Origin of the sequence: Pantoea sp. SM3640 (assembly GCF_015654165.1) — a bacterium.
GTDB lineage: Bacteria > Pseudomonadota > Gammaproteobacteria > Enterobacterales > Enterobacteriaceae > Pantoea > Pantoea vagans.
In genome coordinates, this window is sequence record NZ_CP064872.1 from 977,144 (window position 1) to 994,489 (window position 17,346).

The 17,346-nt window shown below is 50.0% G+C and carries 18 protein-coding genes, 1 tRNA gene and 1 pseudogene; 14 read left to right on the top strand and 6 right to left on the bottom strand.

What is annotated here, in order from left to right; genetic code table 11:
- Positions 1-105: 105 nt before the first annotated feature.
- Positions 106-588 (bottom strand): type VI secretion system tube protein Hcp, encoded by a 483-nt coding sequence (locus IV493_RS04630; protein ID WP_195857803.1) that lies wholly within the window; start codon positions 586-588, stop codon positions 106-108.
- Between the two features lie 82 nt (positions 589-670).
- On the opposite strand from IV493_RS04630, the gene IV493_RS04635 reads away from it, so the two are divergent.
- Entirely contained in the window at positions 671-1,459 is a 789-nt protein-coding gene (locus tag IV493_RS04635; RefSeq protein WP_195857804.1) for a DUF4225 domain-containing protein, read from the top strand.
- A gap of 1 nt (position 1,460) precedes the next feature.
- On the opposite strand, the gene IV493_RS04640 is transcribed toward IV493_RS04635, so the two are convergent.
- Positions 1,461-1,775, bottom strand: coding sequence for a hypothetical protein (locus IV493_RS04640; RefSeq protein WP_195857805.1), 315 nt, complete (start codon positions 1,773-1,775; stop codon positions 1,461-1,463).
- A gap of 468 nt (positions 1,776-2,243) precedes the next feature.
- Between IV493_RS04640 and IV493_RS18660 the strand changes: the two genes are divergently transcribed.
- A complete protein-coding gene (locus IV493_RS18660; protein ID WP_370584659.1) occupies positions 2,244-2,474 on the top strand; it encodes a hypothetical protein in 231 nt (76 codons plus the stop codon).
- A gap of 440 nt (positions 2,475-2,914) precedes the next feature.
- Positions 2,915-4,498: an LA2681 family HEPN domain-containing protein gene (locus IV493_RS04645; RefSeq protein WP_195857806.1), complete on the top strand. Its 1,584-nt coding sequence runs from the start codon at positions 2,915-2,917 to the stop codon at positions 4,496-4,498.
- Here IV493_RS04645 and IV493_RS04650 read toward each other — a convergent pair.
- The 3 genes and pseudogenes from IV493_RS04650 to IV493_RS04660 all read right to left on the bottom strand — a co-directional run bounded on the left by IV493_RS04650 (position 4,490) and on the right by IV493_RS04660 (position 7,110).
- Positions 4,490-5,660, bottom strand: a pseudogene (locus IV493_RS04650) (tyrosine-type recombinase/integrase). The gene IV493_RS04645 and the pseudogene IV493_RS04650 sit on opposite strands and share 9 nt — an antisense overlap.
- Positions 5,661-5,821: 161 nt before the next feature.
- Positions 5,822-5,893: transfer RNA gene (locus tag IV493_RS04655), tRNA-Arg, on the bottom strand.
- A gap of 281 nt (positions 5,894-6,174) precedes the next feature.
- Positions 6,175-7,110, bottom strand: coding sequence for a formate/nitrite transporter family protein (locus tag IV493_RS04660; protein ID WP_013358627.1), 936 nt, complete (start codon positions 7,108-7,110; stop codon positions 6,175-6,177).
- A gap of 242 nt (positions 7,111-7,352) precedes the next feature.
- Between IV493_RS04660 and ccmA the strand changes: the two genes are divergently transcribed.
- The 10 genes from ccmA (at position 7,353) to mlaA (ending at position 15,231) form a co-directional block, all read left to right on the top strand.
- Positions 7,353-7,970 carry a cytochrome c biogenesis heme-transporting ATPase CcmA gene (ccmA, locus tag IV493_RS04665; RefSeq protein WP_195857807.1) on the top strand — a complete coding sequence of 206 codons (618 nt, stop codon included), beginning with the start codon at positions 7,353-7,355 and terminating at the stop codon, positions 7,968-7,970.
- Entirely contained in the window at positions 7,970-8,629 is a 660-nt protein-coding gene (gene ccmB / locus IV493_RS04670) for a heme exporter protein CcmB (protein WP_195857808.1), read from the top strand. The genes ccmA and ccmB overlap by 1 nt, the downstream gene beginning before the upstream one ends.
- Positions 8,630-8,696: 67 nt before the next feature.
- Entirely contained in the window at positions 8,697-9,437 is a 741-nt protein-coding gene (locus IV493_RS04675) for a heme ABC transporter permease (protein WP_013358624.1), read from the top strand.
- On the top strand, positions 9,434-9,667 hold the full coding sequence (gene ccmD, locus IV493_RS04680; protein ID WP_195857809.1) for a heme exporter protein CcmD: 234 nt from the start codon (positions 9,434-9,436) through the stop codon (positions 9,665-9,667). Before IV493_RS04675 ends, ccmD begins: the two co-directional genes overlap by 4 nt.
- On the top strand, positions 9,664-10,149 hold the full coding sequence (gene ccmE, locus IV493_RS04685) for a cytochrome c maturation protein CcmE (protein ID WP_195857810.1): 486 nt from the start codon (positions 9,664-9,666) through the stop codon (positions 10,147-10,149). The genes ccmD and ccmE overlap by 4 nt, the downstream gene beginning before the upstream one ends.
- Positions 10,146-12,104, top strand: coding sequence for a heme lyase CcmF/NrfE family subunit (locus tag IV493_RS04690; protein WP_195857811.1), 1,959 nt, complete (start codon positions 10,146-10,148; stop codon positions 12,102-12,104). The genes ccmE and IV493_RS04690 overlap by 4 nt, the downstream gene beginning before the upstream one ends.
- Positions 12,101-12,658, top strand: coding sequence for a DsbE family thiol:disulfide interchange protein (locus IV493_RS04695; protein WP_013358620.1), 558 nt, complete (start codon positions 12,101-12,103; stop codon positions 12,656-12,658). Before IV493_RS04690 ends, IV493_RS04695 begins: the two co-directional genes overlap by 4 nt.
- Entirely contained in the window at positions 12,655-13,107 is a 453-nt protein-coding gene (locus IV493_RS04700) for a cytochrome c-type biogenesis protein (RefSeq protein WP_195857812.1), read from the top strand. Before IV493_RS04695 ends, IV493_RS04700 begins: the two co-directional genes overlap by 4 nt.
- Positions 13,107-14,318 (top strand): c-type cytochrome biogenesis protein CcmI, encoded by a 1,212-nt coding sequence (gene ccmI / locus IV493_RS04705; RefSeq protein WP_195857813.1) that lies wholly within the window; start codon positions 13,107-13,109, stop codon positions 14,316-14,318. The genes IV493_RS04700 and ccmI overlap by 1 nt, the downstream gene beginning before the upstream one ends.
- A 148-nt stretch (positions 14,319-14,466) precedes the next feature.
- Positions 14,467-15,231 carry a phospholipid-binding lipoprotein MlaA gene (gene mlaA / locus IV493_RS04710; RefSeq protein ID WP_013358617.1) on the top strand — a complete coding sequence of 255 codons (765 nt, stop codon included), beginning with the start codon at positions 14,467-14,469 and terminating at the stop codon, positions 15,229-15,231.
- Positions 15,232-15,293: 62 nt separating this feature from the next.
- Here mlaA and fadL read toward each other — a convergent pair whose 3' ends face one another.
- Entirely contained in the window at positions 15,294-16,577 is a 1,284-nt protein-coding gene (fadL, locus tag IV493_RS04715) for a long-chain fatty acid transporter FadL (protein ID WP_013358616.1), read from the bottom strand.
- A gap of 358 nt (positions 16,578-16,935) precedes the next feature.
- Here fadL and IV493_RS04720 point away from each other — a divergent pair, with 358 nt between their 5' ends.
- Positions 16,936-17,232 carry a YfcZ/YiiS family protein gene (locus tag IV493_RS04720; RefSeq protein WP_081093852.1) on the top strand — a complete coding sequence of 99 codons (297 nt, stop codon included), beginning with the start codon at positions 16,936-16,938 and terminating at the stop codon, positions 17,230-17,232.
- The last annotated feature ends 114 nt before the right edge of the window (positions 17,233-17,346 follow it).

Sequence of the window (17,346 nt, forward strand, 5' to 3'; positions counted from 1 at the left end):
ACGTAATTGCTGCCTGATAAAATACGAAGGTGCCATTTTTTTAATGACACCTTAAATAAATAACAAGATTTAGCATGTGCTAAAATACCCAACGTTCCTGAGATATTACAGTTCTTTGTTACCTTTAATATCCCACCCTGACTGAGTTTCAGCGCCTTTGCCGCCACTCGCTGACTGTTCCCAATACTGTGTCCTGACTTTTGATGCCTGGAACTGATATGAGACTCCGATCAGATCACGATTTATAGTGCCATTGAAAACCACATTGGTGATGAGGACGTCTTCAAGCGTAATGCGACAGTACTCAATTTGGCTTCCTCCGGCTTTACATACCGAAAGCTCAACCTTGCCTACATGCTTGCCGTTGGATACATAGCGCATAATTGCTGGAGTAGCTTTGTCAATGAGTGCCTGAACTGATAGGTCGCGATACTGAACCTTTCCTGCACCACCGCCACCCCCAACCGACATGTTCCCTGGCTGGTTTGCACCCCACGTGAAAGATTCAATAGCAATCCAGCCTTTATGGTTGCTGTCCTGTGATTCGCCTGTAATGCCGTCGATTTTTAAGAAAAGATCTGTACTCATAGCTGGTCCTTTTGCTTTCCCTGAGAAGGGGAATCTGATTAAATAAACTTAACGATGAGTATAATGACATAAAGGCACAGTCATGGACTACTGGAAACCAGACCGATTCAAGGATTACTTTCTGACTATGGCTAATGCTGAGGCTAATCAGCTGCTTAATACATCAAATCACTACTCTTTGATTCACCTGTCTGATGGTTACAATAGGATTCAGTTTCAGGATGAAGTGAAGATTTTTGTTAATGCTCAGATGGATACTATCCGTTCAGGTGCCACAGATGAAGAATGCCAGCAATGTATACAAAATCTGAAAGAAGAGCATCGTAATCTCATGAGACAAGATCAGCTTCTTCGGACAGGTCAGGCGGCATTGCATGCTTCAGTACAATTCGTTCAGCAAGGTGATTTCTGGGGTTATGTAATCAATGGTGTTGGAGTCGTGCTGAGTGGGTTACAGGTAGTGGCTGGGTTTGGAGTCATGGCCGCATCAGCTGCAACCGGGAATATAATAGGGGTTGGATTTGGTGCGATGCTCACACTACATGGCGTGAATGGCGTTCAGGAAGGTGTGATGAATGTTATTACAGGAAAAAACGACGCCCAGGGTTTCTTAAAAGACGGTTACATTGGAGCAGCAAAATTTTTAGGTTTCGATCAAAAAACAGGTGAAATTGCTTACAGCAGTATGGATCTTGCTCTCTCTGCGTACGGCATGTTCAGGCTGATAAGAAAACCTGAAGCATTTCGTCTTTTTTACTACATTAATTCTGATTTTGTACGGGGTGTCAAAGATATGAGCCGTTTTGAGTTAGGTGTAGAAATATATAATGACTATTCGGCTCTGAAATCAATATACGATAATAAAAAATAAATCACTTTTTTCTTGTATAACGGAATGATTTATAGCCCAACTTCATCGGCGTGAAAATGTAAAAAATTGGAGCTATGATTAGCATTGTTATTGAGTATGAGGTAATAGCGAGGCTATCCTTGTACATGATCGTGTAAATCCAGACAACAGCGAGAATGACTACCAGGAACATTGAAGTGATAAAACGAATACTAAGCTCTTTAAGCAAAGCTGGATAAGTAGTCCCACTTTTTTCGGCTTGCATTCTTAAAGCTGCAATATCTTTAGCATTGAAACCGTTTTCAGCAAGATTTTTTTCAATTTCAAAAGTATTCATATTGTCACCAAAGCTGTAAGTTTAGACCGATCATAACTCATGAGTACTGGAGGTTGCCAGAAAAAATTACATTATCTTTCAATCAGCTAGATGTGAATTTAAGAGTATTCTGTTTTGGTTTTTTTCATTAACCTATAATTCAATTTTCAGACATTTTTTAAAACAGATAATGTGATTTTAATATTCTCATAAAATCAGAGTCTGGCTTGTTAGTTTGTAAGATCATTATTATCCAATACGGATTAAAGGATATAGAATAATGGATGTTCACCATCATGGTCTACAGGCTATTCTGCCAAAGATAGAAACTGAATAGTTATAATTAAATCATACTGCTTTTGATCTGAAGTGGTAAGCTGCGACTAGGTGATATACCTGGTTTGCCTGACAAACGCAACGATACGCAAAACCAACAGAAAGCATCCACAGCTGTAGGATGTTTACTGCCAGTGCACCAGTCTGGAATGTGTGCACACCTTTGTAATGAACGTCTCGTTTTCACATACCATCAATCCCAATGCGTTAGTAGGGGATGGAAGGGTAAGGGAGCAGCTTAACGCACTTGGGCAGGATGAATGTAAACAAATGCTTGAGTTGTTCAGAGAGAGATTAAGGGTTAACTACTATGTTGGGCAGAACGTCCGTGCCCGGCTTATTTTTTACGATGAAAGAATTTCAGTAGTCATTCTAAAAAAGTAATTAAATATCAATAGATTAAGTTTTTACACCATGCATAAAATTGGTTTTCTTAGTCACGTAAAAAATAATATTACTTAATATCAAAATGTTAATCGCAATTTTAATGAATTGAGGCTGTTGCAAAACTGAAAAAAATTGGAATTCCTTTCATCGATTTTAGTTAATGGTATGAGCTGTAAATCCTTTGCTACCGCGGGCGGAGATAGTGCTTTGGAGTAAAAGCAAAACTAAAATAATTTCTTGATACGAAACCGCAGGCGGGTGCGGTGTAGCGCCGTTTTCGTGGAAATATGATTTTTGACATTGCGAATATGATTGTTTGAAATCATAATCCTCTTGCGCTCATGAAGTTTTTGAAAGATATATTTGAAGGTTTCATTGTTTCTATTATTTATTGAAAGTAATTCATTTTAAAAGCTAAAATGACTTAAGGTACAATTATGGATGAGAATACTTTTATTGCCAAAATCAATTCTGTTGGAGGGTTTATTGATTCTGGTGATTTTGATAAAGCATCAAATATTTGTTATGAATTATTAAACTGCTTGCCTGAGTTTGATATTAAATATGAGGTTAAATTCTCAATTATTAGCAATATTGCTGGCTATCTAATCGATGCAGGAGGGTTTGGTCAAAAAGTAAATGTGATCAAGTCAGGGGTTGAAATATTAAAGGAACATGAAAGAGACATTCTGGCTATTATTTCCCCATCCTCTTACTTTTATAATTTGGCTAATGGGCTAAACTGTATTTCAAATATAAATATCAGTAACCAGATAAATTTTGATGATGTTATTTTGCTTAATGAAGTGAAAAATTGTTTTTGGATGTCTTATAAGTATGCACTTGATGAAGGTAGTATTCCTCCTGAGTTAATGGTGAATTTAGCTAACGCCTTAAAAAAACAATATCGCATATCAGAAGCTATTGATTATTACGATACAGCTTTGTCTATAGATGAAACTATACCTCAGGCATGGGTTAATCGTTCTGCAGCATTGGAACTTTTAAACGATCTTTCAACGACATATTCTATTAAGATGCTCAAGGAAATTAGGCTAGGATATGTAAAAGCTATAGAGACAGGGAAATGCATCCATACATGGGTTTCAACATATAATAGTAAGATTGAATGTCTCGACGAAACTTTAAAAGAAATTTGCCAAAGTAATTTGATAGATGAAGATGATTTAATGGATGAGAATCTTAGTTTAGAAGAGTATTTAAAACTTAGCCCATATCAAAAGTTTTGTATAGATAAAAATCTGATGCTTTCTGACCATTCACTCTACTGCAACTGCTATGCAGCATCAAGAGATAATATTACAATTGCTACCACAGAAGAGGGAGTATTTGGTGAATTTATCATTCCAATGGAGATGGTGCTTAATCGTTTAAAAGCCGAGTATTCTTTATCAAGACGTTTGTTTTTCGAATATTCTAGTGGAGACGTATTTGTCGGCGATGAAGAAGAGTCCTGCTATTCAGAATTGTTTAATGGAGAGGTTTTATATTCAAATGTTGAAAAGTTAAGAACTTCATTCAGAATGTGTTTTGGGATTCTGGACAAAATAGCAGTGGCGCTTTGTGAACTATTTGATGTAAAGCCTCGGAGTGGAAATATATACTTTAATAATTTTTGGCAGTTAAAAGATGATAAGCGGAGGGAGAAATTTAATAAGATTAACAATAAAGGGTTGATGGGCCTTTATAGCATTGCAATGGATTTAAACGATACTAATGGTGAGTTGTCTTTCTTTAAATCTTGGCGGAATGATTTGGAACATAATTTCTTAGTTATTCATGAGAAAGGTGTAATTAAAGATCTTTATGAGTCATACTCATTTTTTAAAGATATAAAGTTTATTGAGAAAGAGTCTTTTGAAAAGCATTTTCAGCAACTAATAAAACTAGTCAAATCTGCAATTTTTCTCTTTGTTTATACTGTTAGGATTGAGGGTAAGAAGAACATACCTCAAAATTGCGTGCTAATCTCAAATGAGATAGGAAGGAAACTACTCTAAATAACCGTTAAAAACGAAATCACAATACCATTGCAGCATCTTTTTTCTACCCAATATGTATTGCGCATGATTATACGTTCCTCTTATAGAGTTCTTATCAACATGCGCAAGTTGCATCTCAATCCATGCACTTTCGAATCCATTTTCATACAATATGGTGCTCATCATATGACGGAAACCATGCCCCGTTAACCGCCCATGATAGCGAAGCACCTTTATCACCTTATTGATACTGGCATCGCTCATTGGCTTTCTAACGTCGTTCCTGCCTGGAAACACCAGTTGATATTTACCCGATATCACCTTCAGCTTATTCAAAATCTCAATGGCTTGAGACGATAGCGGCACTAAATGAGAGCGACATTTCTTCATACGATATTTGGGAATTATCCATAGAGCGTTGTCCAGATCAAACTCACACCACGAGGCCTCTCTGAGCTCAATGGTGCGGACACCAGTAAGCATGAGTAACTGAGTAGCGTATTTAGTCAGTAAACTGCCCTGATAGCCTTCTAGCCCTTTAACAAAAGCAGGAATCTCTTTTTCTGTCAGGAATGGGAAGTGATTCTGTTTAGGCTTGTTCATTGCGATAGCTAAATCGTGGGCAAAATTATACTTTACACGACCCGTTACTACAGCAAAGCGAAGAACTTCACCACAGCGGCGGCGGATCTTGCTGGCCTGCTCTAATACGCCATGCTTCTTAATCATTTGCAGGGCGGCCAATCGTTCAAATGGCTCAATTTACTCAATGGGGCGGTGGTCAACATAAGGGAAAATATCGCGTTCAAGACGGTCTAAAACTTCTTTAGTATAGCCATCCTACCAGGTTGACTTTTTGCCGCTGTGCCATGCTCTGGCAACGGCTTCAAAACTTTTCTCATGTGAGAAACGCAGCGCTATCTTATTGGCTTTACGTGCATCTCTTAAGTCCATTAGCCAACATCGCGCGCTTCATAGCGTTTACGGCCCGCCTCTGCAAATGAAACTCTCCCATAGATACCAAATGAAATCATCTTAGGCTTGCTGAGAAAGCGATATCGTAAGGGCCAGTCTTTGACTTATTAACATCAATCATAAGAGATATAACTTTGCAATTGTTTAGCGTGTAAGACTTGTCCTGCGGTTTAGCGCGTTTGATTTGAATATTTGATAGCAGTATGTGTATAGAAAAAATATCGAACCAGTTTATACGCAGTCTGATACACAACAGCATGTAAATATCATTAGTCTTTACAAGGCAATGCCGGATGAATATTTTTTAATTTGGCTGTTTTTAGAGGGGGCTTAGTCTGTTAGAGACAAGCTGAGAATGGCAGAAAGTGTCCCCTGCAGGAATCGAACCTGCAACTAGCCCTTAGGAGGGGCTCGTTATATCCATTTAACTAAGAGGACTGCGGCGCGCAGTATAGCGCAAACAGGCTATGAGATTCACTACATCGCCGTCTGTTTGCTCATTCCGTCAGCAATCCGGCTTTCTGCACGCGCGAACATTACGTACAGAAAGCGGAAAGCAGCTGTTCTGAAGTCCAGGATGTCACCCAGACTGAAGCGGCACCCCGGCTCTGAATCTTCACTTCCGGTTACAGCAGACACTCCAGTAAACGTTTTTCAGCCATATTGCCTTTAGCCAACAGACCTGAAAGGCAGACAGAGTTAATTATCTGCCTTGCCATCTACTCCGTGCCTTCCTGCTCTTCGCGCTGGCGGCGTTTCTCCTGCTTGCGCTTTTCAGCTTTAGCTTTCGCTACCGCCGCTTCACTCATGTCATTGCGAATCTGCGCATGGCTGATCAATGCAAAAATCAGGGTGCCGCCGGTAATGTTGCCGAGCAGCGTCGGCAGGGCAAACGGCCACAAAAATTCATGCCAGCTAATGCTGCCATTAAATACCAGATAGAGCACTTCGACCGAGCCCACCACGATATGCGCCAGATCGCCCAGCGCAACCAGCCAGGTCATCATCACAATGACCAGCAGTTTAGCGCCGCCCGCAGAGGGGAACATCCAGACCATGGTGGCGATAATCCAGCCGGAAATCACCGCATTGGCAAACATCTCGCCAGGGGTATGTTCCATCACCTTCATACTGATATGGGTAAAGGCCTGACGGGTTGCATCGTCAAATATCGGCATCTCATTGAACGCCAGCGCACCCAGCGCGGTACCGATCAGGTTACCCAGCAACACAATGCCCCACAAACGTAACAGCAGACCCGCATTGCTCCAGGTCGGTTTGTGCATCACCGGTAAGACGGCGGTAACGGTGTTTTCGGTAAAGAGCTGCTGGCGCGCCATAATGACGATAACAAAACCAAAGGTGTAACCGAGGTTTTCCAGCAGAAACGCACCCGGTACGCCATCAAGATGCACCTGAAATATTCCCTTAGCCATCAGCGAGGCGCCCATAGACAGGCCTGCCGCGATAGCTGACCAGAGCAGCGCCATCCCGTCGCGCTCCAGCTCCTTTTCACCATCCTGACGAATCTCTTCATGGATCGCCGCAGCGCGTGAGGGTAATGCCTCCTCATCGACTTCGATGTCAGTGCCCTTGTCCTTCTCTTCGCTCTCTACGTCGTTAGGACCCTGTTCATTACCTGATGAAGGCTTCATATTTTCTCCTGGTGATAGTGCTGTAGCGTAATAAGCGTAGCCGTTTTTTATTTGCTGATAATGTAACGACCAGTGCGAATAAGCGTAACAACGTTTTTCGGAACTGCATTTTTATTCAGACTTCCGTCGATACCGCACGAATAAGCTACTGACAGCGAAACTGAGCGTTGGCTCACACTTCGGCCCACAGCAACATTGTGGTAATATCCCGGCCACTTTTAGCTGGTGCGATTCCCCCCTCGATGCTGGAAATCATTACGCTTACTTGTGCATACGACGAACGATCGCTGTTTCGGCGGCTCTCTTTTCGCGTCTCTGCTGGTGACATTGTGCAGATTGAAGGCCCCAACGGTGCCGGAAAGACCTCGTTATTGCGCCTGCTGGCGGGTCTGAGCCGTCCGGAAGAGGGTGAAATACGCTGGCAGCAGCAGTCGATCCTGCGACAGCGTGAAACCTGGCATCAGGCGATGCTCTATCTGGGCCACTGTCCCGGTATCAAAGGCGTGCTCACGCCGCTGGAAAATCTGCGTTTCTACCATCCCGATTGCACTAATGCGCAGATCTTTGCAGCACTCGAAAGTGTCGATCTCACTGGCGATGAAGAGGTACCAGTCAGCCGCTTGTCGGCAGGTCAGCAGCGTCGGGTGGCGCTGGCGCGGCTGTGGCTCAGTCAGGCCCGCATCTGGATTCTCGACGAGCCACTGACCGCCATCGACAAAGCGGGAATTGAAAAATTAATGGCGCAATTCGCCCGTCATGCCGATAACGGCGGTGCAGTGATCCTGACAACTCATCAGGATTTGCCTGCGGATGCGGCGCGGGTGCGTAAAATTCGCCTTGGCGACATGGAGACAGAGTGATGCTGTTTCGCCTCATCCAGCGTGAATTGCGCATTGCCTTTCGCGGCGGTGCGGATGTGGTTAATCCGCTCTGGTTTTTCCTGATTGTCATCACTCTGTTTCCATTGGGAATCGGACCGGACCCGCAACAGCTGGCGAGCATTGCGCCGGGCGTGGCCTGGGTTGCTGCGCTGCTGGCGTCGCTGCTGGCGCTTGAGCGGCTGTTTCGCGATGACTTCAGTGATGGCTCGCTGGAGCAACTGGTACTGCTGCCGACGCCACTACCGGTAACGGTCATAGGAAAAGTGGTGGCGCACTGGCTGGTCACCGGCGTGCCATTGATCATTCTGTCGCCACTGGCCGCGCTACTGCTGTCGCTGGATTTTAATGGCTGGCGGGCGATGGCCCTGACGCTGCTGCTCGGCACGCCAACGCTGAGTTTCCTTGGTGCGATTGGCGTGGGTCTGACGGTGGGGTTGCGACGCGGTGGTGTGCTGCTGAGCCTGCTGGTGCTGCCGCTGGCGATTCCGGTATTGATCTTCGCCAGTGCGGCGATGGAGGCGGCCAGTCAGGGATTGCCGATTGGTGGCTATCTGGCGATTCTCGGCGCGATGCTGCTGGGCAGCGCCACGCTCGCGCCGTTTGCCACGGCAGCGGCGCTACGCATTACTTTGCAGTAACCGGCTTGTATCCACCGCGCGTAAAAGACGCGGCAATACTCTTTTATCGTTAATGTGAGCATCTGATATGTGGAAAGCGTTACATCAGCTGGCCAGGCCCGAACGGCTTTATCAATTTTCGGGGCGACTGGTGCCCTGGTTTGCCGTTGCAGGGCTGGCATCATTGCTGCTGGGCTGGGTCTGGGGATTCGGATTTGCCCCTGCTGATTATCAGCAGGGCGACAGTTTTCGCATCATGTATATCCATGTACCCGCCGCGATGTGGTCGATGGGCATCTATGCCTCCATGGCTATCGCCGCTTTTACTGGTCTGGTGTGGCAGATGAAGATGGCCGATCTGGTTTCCGCTGCGATGGCTCCGGTGGGCGCGGTTTTTACCTTTATTGCGCTGGTCACCGGTTCCGCATGGGGCAAGCCGATGTGGGGCACCTGGTGGATCTGGGATGCGCGTCTGACATCGGAACTGGTGCTGCTGTTCCTCTATATGGGCGTGATCGCGCTTTATCACGCTTTTGATGACCGCCGCACCGCAGGCCGGGCCGCCGGTATTCTGATTCTGGTTGGTGTGGTCAATCTGCCCATCATTCACTTCTCGGTGCAGTGGTGGAATACCCTCCATCAGGGTTCGTCAGGCATTCTTCAGCAGGCGATTGCGCCGGTCATGCGCACGCCGCTACGCTGGTCGATCCTCGGTTATCTGCTGCTGTTTATTACGCTGACCCTGATGCGGCTGCGCAACCTGATCCTGTTAACTGAACGTCATCGTCCCTGGGCGATAGATGTGGCGAAGCAGGGAGAGCAGGCATGACCCCGGCATTTACCTCCTGGCACGCCTTCTTTGCGATGGGCGGTTACGCCTTTTACGTCTGGCTGGCGGTTGCCTGCACGCTGCTTCCGCTTATCGGTCTGACGCTGCATACCCTGTTGCTGCGACGACGCCTGCTGGCTGAGATCCGCCAGCGTGATGCACGGGAACGTCGCATCCGGGCGGCGAAAACGAAAAAAGCCGCGGCTGACGCGGCAGGAGAGACACTGTGAATATCCGTCGACGCAACCGCCTCTATGCGGCAGTGGCGATCCTGCTCGGCCTTGGCCTGGCGACTGCGCTGGTGATGTATGCGCTGCGCTCAAACATCGATCTGTTCTATACCCCGGGTGAAATCCTCTACGGCAAAGGCGAGGCGCACGAGAGGCCTGAAGCGGGCCAGCGACTGCGAGTCGGTGGCATGGTGATGCCCGGCAGCGTCCGGCGCGATCCCAATACGCTGGCGGTATCGTTCAAACTTTATGATGCCCGCGGCGTGGTCAGCGTCAGTTTTGAAGGCATCCTGCCGGATCTGTTCCGGGAAGGGCAGGGCGTTGTCGCGCAGGGCGTGCTGACGACGGGCAACCAGGTTATCGCCAAAGAAGTGCTGGCGAAACATGATGAGAAATACACGCCGCCGGAGATTGAAGACGCGATGAAGAGTAATCACACCGGCCCGCAGTCGCTCTATCAGGCGGGAAATAAATCATCATGATGCCCGAAATCGGTACCTTTCTGCTCTGCCTGGCGCTGGGACTTTCCCTGTTGCTGAGCAGTTATCCGCTGTGGGGCGCAGTACGTCAGGATGCCCGTCTGATGGCGATGGCGCGTCCGCTGGCCTGCGGCTTATTTATCTGCATCGCGGCGGCGTTTGCGCTGCTGGTCTGGGCTTTTATCAGCAACGACTTTACCGTTGCTTATGTCGTCACGAACTCCAACAGTCTGCTGCCGGTCTACTATCGCATCTCTGCCACCTGGGGCGCACACGAAGGTTCACTGCTGCTGTGGGTGCTGCTGCTCAGCACATGGACACTGGCGGTAGCGATCTTCAGCCGCGGGATGCCGCAGGATGCGCTGGCCCGCGTGCTGGCCGTCATGGGAATGATCAACCTCGGCTTCCTGCTGTTTATCCTGCTGACCTCCAATCCGTTTGGCCGCACGCTGCCGGACTTCCCGATAGACGGGCACGACCTGAATCCGATGCTGCAGGATATCGGCCTGATTTTCCATCCGCCGCTGCTCTATATGGGCTATGTCGGCTTTTCGGTGGCGTTTGCCTTCGCCATCGCCTCATTAATGGCCGGACGGCTCGATACCGCCTGGGCGCGCTGGTCGCGTCCCTGGACGACGGCGGCCTGGGTCTTTCTGACCATCGGGATTGTCCTTGGATCTGCCTGGGCCTATTACGAACTGGGCTGGGGCGGCTGGTGGTTCTGGGACCCCGTTGAGAATGCTTCGTTTATGCCATGGCTGGCGGGCACCGCCCTGATGCACTCGCTGGCGGTCACCGAAAAGCGCGGCACCTTTAAGGCCTGGACCGTGCTGCTGGCGATTACGGCATTTTCGCTGAGCCTGCTCGGGACATTCCTGGTGCGATCCGGCGTGCTGGTGTCGGTGCACTCCTTTGCCTCCGATCCGGCGCGCGGCATGTTTATCCTCGCATTTCTGGTGATTGTCATCGGCAGTTCACTGCTGCTCTACGCTATTAAAGGCGGGCAGGTGCGTGGCCGGGTTCAGAATGAAACCTGGTCGCGGGAATCGTTCCTGCTGGGTAATAACGTGCTGCTGATTGCCGCGATGCTGGTGGTGCTGCTCGGCACGCTATTGCCGCTGGTACACAAGCAACTGGGGCTGGGCAGCATTTCGGTCGGTGAACCCTTCTTCAACACGATGTTCAGCTGGCTGATGGCACCGTTTGCGTTGCTGATGGGGATCGGGCCGTTGGTGCGCTGGCGTCGCGATGAACCGCAGAAGCTGGCAAAACGGCTGGCGCTGGCGCTGATGGTGACACTGGCCTGTTCCATGATCATTCCGTGGTGGCTGCAGGATCGTATTGAAGCGATGACGGTGGTTGGTCTGCTGATGTCACTCTGGATTATCGTGCTGACGCTGCTGGAACTGCATGAGCGCGCCACCCATCGTCATCCGTTCTTTGCGGGTTTACGTCATCTGTCGCGCAGTCACTGGGGCATGGTGCTGGGCCATCTGGGGGTCGGTGTCACGGTGATTGGCATTGCGTTCAGCACGCAGTACAGCGTCGAACGCGATGTGCGGATGAAGGCGGGCGATAGCGTCGATATTCATCATTATCACTTTGTCTTCCGTGGCGTGCAGAATCTGCAGGGGCCAAACTACAGCGGCGGCATGGGTATCATTGATGTCACGCGCAATGGCAAACATGAAGCGACGCTGCAGGCGGAAAAACGCTTTTATACCGCCGCCCGCACCATGATGACCGAAGCGGCGATCGATGGCGGTTTCAGCCGCGATCTCTACGCGGCGCTGGGCGAAGAGCTGGAGGATGGCGGCTGGGCTGTGCGCATCTACTACAAACCCTTTGTCCGCTGGATCTGGTTCGGTGGCGCGCTAATGGCGGTGGGCGGGCTGTTCTGCCTGTTTGATCCCCGTTACCGTTCGCGCAAAAAAGCAGAAACGGAGGTGCGGACATGAACAAGAAAATTCTGTTTATTCCCCTGATGCTGTTTCTGCTGCTGGCGGCGGCGCTGCTGTGGCAGCTGACGCGCAATGCCGATGGCGACGATCCGACCCGCCTCGAATCGGCCCTGATTGGCAAACCGGTGCCGCTGTTCCGGCTGGAAGCACTGGATCAGCCGGGCAAAACTTATGATCAGCGCGTGCTGACCGATGGCAAACCGATATTGCTCAACGTCTGGGCGACCTGGTGTCCGACCTGCCGCGCTGAGCATCACTATCTGAATACGCTGGCAGAGCAGGGCATTCGTGTCGTCGGGCTGAACTACAAAGACGATCGTCAAAAGGCGGTTAACTGGCTGAATACGCTGGGTAATCCGTATGCGCTGAGTCTCTACGATGGCAACGGCATGCTGGGACTGGATCTCGGCGTTTATGGCGCGCCGGAAACCTTCCTGATCGACGGTAAAGGAATCATCCGTTATCGCCATGCGGGCGATCTGAATGCGCGCGTCTGGGAGCAGGAAGTGAAACCCTTGTGGATGAAATACAGTGCGGAGGCGGGATCATGAGAATGCTGTTACTGCTCTGCGGCCTGCTGTTCAGCATTAACCTGTGGGCAAGCATCGACACGCTGCAATTTGACTCAGAGGCTCAGGAAGAGCAATACCGCGACCTGACCGCGTCACTACGCTGTCCGAAATGCCAGAACAACAGCATTGCCGATTCGAATGCGATGATTGCCGCCGATATGCGGCTGAAAGTCTATCAACTGATGAAGCAGGGCCAGAGTCGCCAGCAGATTATCGACTACATGGTGGCGCGCTACGGCAACTTCGTCAGCTATTCGCCACCGGTTACGCCGTCGACTCTTATTCTGTGGGCGGGTCCGGCGCTGTTTGCGCTGCTGGGTGGCGTGGTGATCATCCTGCGTAGCCGTCAGCGCAAAACCCGCAGCGAGCTGGATGAAAATGAGCAACAGCGTCTTAATGCGCTACTGAAGTCAGACAGGAAGCCGTAATGAGTGCATTCTGGATCACCCTTTTTCTGTTACTGCTGGCGGCCTGCACGCTGTTCCTAGCGGCGGGCTGGCGGCAGCGTCAGGCCAGCGCAGGCGATCGCGATCGCCTTAATCAGCGTTTCTACCATCAGCGGATAGATGAGCTGGCGCAGGATGAAGCGCAGGGCGTCGTTGCTGAGCGTCCGCTGATGGAACGGGAGCTACAGCAGACGCTGCTGGCAGATATCCCGCCGGCACAGACGCTGCAATCACACAGCAGCAACCGCTGGATTCTGCTGCCAGGCCTGATTGTGCTGGTTGCGGTTTCGCTGGGCACTTATCTGAAAACCGGCGGCCTGGCACAATTCACCGGCTGGATGCAGGTGCAGCAGGCGTATCCTGAGCTACGTGCCCGCCTGATGGATCCCGGCGCAAAACCGCTGAGTATGGAGGAGCTGGCGCGTTTACAGCTCGGATTGCGTACCGCGTTGCAAACCGAACCGGATAATCTGGCCGACTGGACGATGCTGGGGCGGCTCGGCATGGTGCTGAATAATGCGGAGATGGCCAGTCAGGCCTTTGAGCGTGCACTTCAGCTTTCGCCCAACGATCTGGCGCTGAAGCAGGATTATGCAGAGGTGCTGACAAGATCCTCCGATCCGCAGGATAACCGTCAGGCATCACTGCTGCTGCAATCATTGCTTAAAGTGGATCCGCAAAACCTGCGGACGCTGAGCCTGCTGGCGTATAACGCTTACGGACAGCAGCACTACGATCAGGCTATCAACGCATGGCAGACCCTGCTGGGTCTGTTGCCTGCCGGTGATTCGCGACACGCGATGATCGCCCGCAGCATTGAAAAGGCCCGAAGTGATGCGGGGCAGCAGAGTCGTCAGCTGGCGCTGACAGTGACGCTGACGCCAGAGGCAGAAAAAATGTTACCTCAGGACGGAGTGTTGTATATTTCGGTTTCTGACGGGGATTCACCGGTACCGGTGGCGGTTAAGCGTATACCGCTCAGCCACTTCCCGCTGTCGCTGACGCTGGATGACAGCAATGCCATGATGCCGGATCGCCTGCTTTCGGCGCAGCATCAGGTTGAGGTTCGGGTGCGGGTTTCCCGCGATGGCAGCGCCAATCCGCAGCCGGGTGACTGGCTGGGTCTGAGCGCGGTGACGCCATGGGATGGCCATCAGCCGATCGCGGTGGAGATCAATAAGCAGCTACCCTGAACGTCAAAATTGATAACGTTAAAAATGATGCGTGCCATTGCCTGCTGCCTCTGGCACAAAGTCAGCTATGCTCATCGGATAAGCCGATACGACAGGGCTGTGACCTGAACGATGGGCTGACCTTTTTCATCCGCACAGGGAGATTGGAATGAATTATCGCCTGACCAGCCTGGCTATGGCCAGCGTCCTTCTGGTGGGTTGTGCCAGTTCAAAGCCGGCGAATAGCGATCCTGCGCAGCGCAGCGATCCATTCGAAGGCTTTAACCGCACGATGTTTAACTTTAACTACAACGTGCTGGATCCGTACGTGCTTCGTCCGGTCGCTGTCGCATGGCGTGATTATGTGCCGGTCCCGGCACGTACCGGCCTGAGCAATTTCCTCGGCAACCTGGAAGAGCCAGCCAGTATGGTCAACGCCATTCTGGTCGGCAACGGACGTGATGCGGGCATTCACTTTACCCGTTTCTTCCTGAACAGCGTGCTGGGACTGGGCGGATTCATCGACGTTGCCGGTAAAGCCAACCCGGAACTGGCGCGTGAAGAGCCGCATCGTTTCGGTACCACGCTGGGTCACTATGGCGTCGGCTACGGGCCTTATGTTGAACTGCCTGCTTACGGCAGCTTCACGGTTCGTCAGGATGGCGGCGACTATGTTGATACGCTCTATCCGATCCTCGGCTGGCTGACCTGGCCAATGTCGATTGGTAAATGGACGCTGGAAGGTATCGAGACCCGCGCTCAGTTGCTGGATTCTGATGCCATCCTGAAACAGCAGAGCGATCCATACGCCTTTATCCGTAACGCCTACTTCCAGCGTCACGACTTCCTGGCGCGTGGCGGTAAGCTCAAGCCGGAAGACAATCCTAACGCAGCCGCGATTCAGGATGACCTGAAGGATATCGATTCGCAGTAAGCGATCCGCAGTGACAAAAAGGGCGACTTATCATAGTCGCCCTTTTTGATCCCGCCCGACAATCAGAACTTGTAGTTAAAGTTCGCGCCGTAAAGCCAGGCCTTACCTTCAGAGGTAAAGGTATAAGGACCTTCTTTCACCGTCACTTTCTGGCCATGCATATAAGAGATGCCCAAATCGACCGAGGCATCATCGTTAAAGGCATAGGATGTACCGGCACTCAGCCATAAACGATCCTGGTCCGGAATAGAGATAGAACGCTTGTCAGCCGGTACCGGGCTATCATCAAACGCGATACCGGTGCGGAATGTCCAGTTCTTGTCGTAGGAATAGGTGGTGCCCAGGGCAATGCGATAAGCATCGCGGAAGCTTTCATCTTTATAGAATAGCGTCTGGCCATTTGAACCCGTGGCTTTCAGCTCCTGGAACTGGCTCCAGCTGGTATACGCCATGCTGTAGTGAACCGCCCACTGCGGAGCCACTTTATGCCAGCCCGATACTTCCCACATCTCTGGCAGATTCAGGGTTAATGCACCTGGAACGGTGGTGCCGTTGGTGCCAAACGGCACGCCTGATACTTCCGGGTTATTCACCGCATTCAGCCGGGATGAAAGGCTGCTCTTGTAATCGCCATCAAAGTCGACTTTCACTTCGGAACGATAGGTAAAGCCGAAGCGGTTATTCTCATCTACTTCATACAGAATACCGGCGTTCCAGCCATATCCCCACTCATCGCCTTTCAGATGGGCAACCTGCGTATCAGCCGGAACGCCCAGTCTTGCGCCTGACTCACCGGCATAGCGTTCAATTTTAGCTTTCGCATAAACCGCATCAAAACCGACGCCAAAACTAAAATGTTCATTTAAGCGGTACGCGGTGCTGAGATTAAAATTGCCGGTTACCAGATCGGTTTTACCGCCGTACCCCCCCGCGGTGTAACCATTATTAAACTCTGTTGCTAAGCCATAGTTAGAGGTTGCAGACGCGCCGATCCACCACTGATCGTTGATGGGCTGAACATAATGAATATTGGGGACCCACTGATTCGGTGCAATATTATTAGCATCCAGGCTGCGTCCGCTGGGACTGCGACCACTGATATTGACGTCTGGCGCAATATAAACCGCACCGATAGAAAATTCCGGACGATCCATCAACGCCATCGTCGCCGGGTTACGGCTGGCTGATGCCGCCGTATCACCCATTGCCCCTTCGCCTGAATATGCGCGACCTAAACCAATCGTAGAAAACTCATTTAACTGAAATCCAGCTGCGTAAACGTGTGAAGAGACAAGCGCCACTGCAGCCGCCACGGCTGACTTTGCAAACAGGTTTTTATGGTTCATGACCACAACCTCATGTGAATTATTATTTAACGCTATAACGTCGCGTAACAAAGGACGGCGGATTGTAGGGACTGATGTAAAACGCACATATCAGACCAGTGCGGAGAGTATAGGTCCGACCTGTGTGCATGTTGCAATATTGTTTTTAAAATATTTCAGGGTTGATCGCTTAAAATTCGATCTGCATAACAAAACTGCCCTGATTCTGCACAGCATACCGATTCCAGTTTGTTCTGGATCAATTTTTATTGTGATATTCGTCACTTAGCGCCGTGTACATGGCGCATCTTTACGCGAGCAGGTAAAATTTCGGTCATAAAATCGCTCAACCCACCAGATCGCTGGTCAGGAGAATGAAATGACTGATGCCATTAAAAAATGCAGTGCGACCGAAACAGCAGCCTGCTGTTGTGTTGATGTGGGCACGGTAATGGATAATACCGATTGCACCGCCAGCTGGTCGGAGTGGTTTGCTCAGCGTGCCGATGCGGAAGCCAAATTAGCGCTCCTCACCGAACGTGCACGTGAAGTTGAATCGGAACCCTGTGTGATTGAGTCGCGCTTCAGTGAAGTGGATCAGGGTGTGCAGCTGGATATCGATTTTACTTTCAGCTGCCAGGCTGAAACGATGATTTTTCAGCTCGGTTTGCGTTAAGTCTCATAACGCCGCGTTAATGCGGCGTTTTTCATTTTCGTGTCTCCCTTCGCACTTTTTCCTTTCCGGTATTGGCGGCTCACCCGCTTGTGGTTAACACTGATCAGGTCAGAC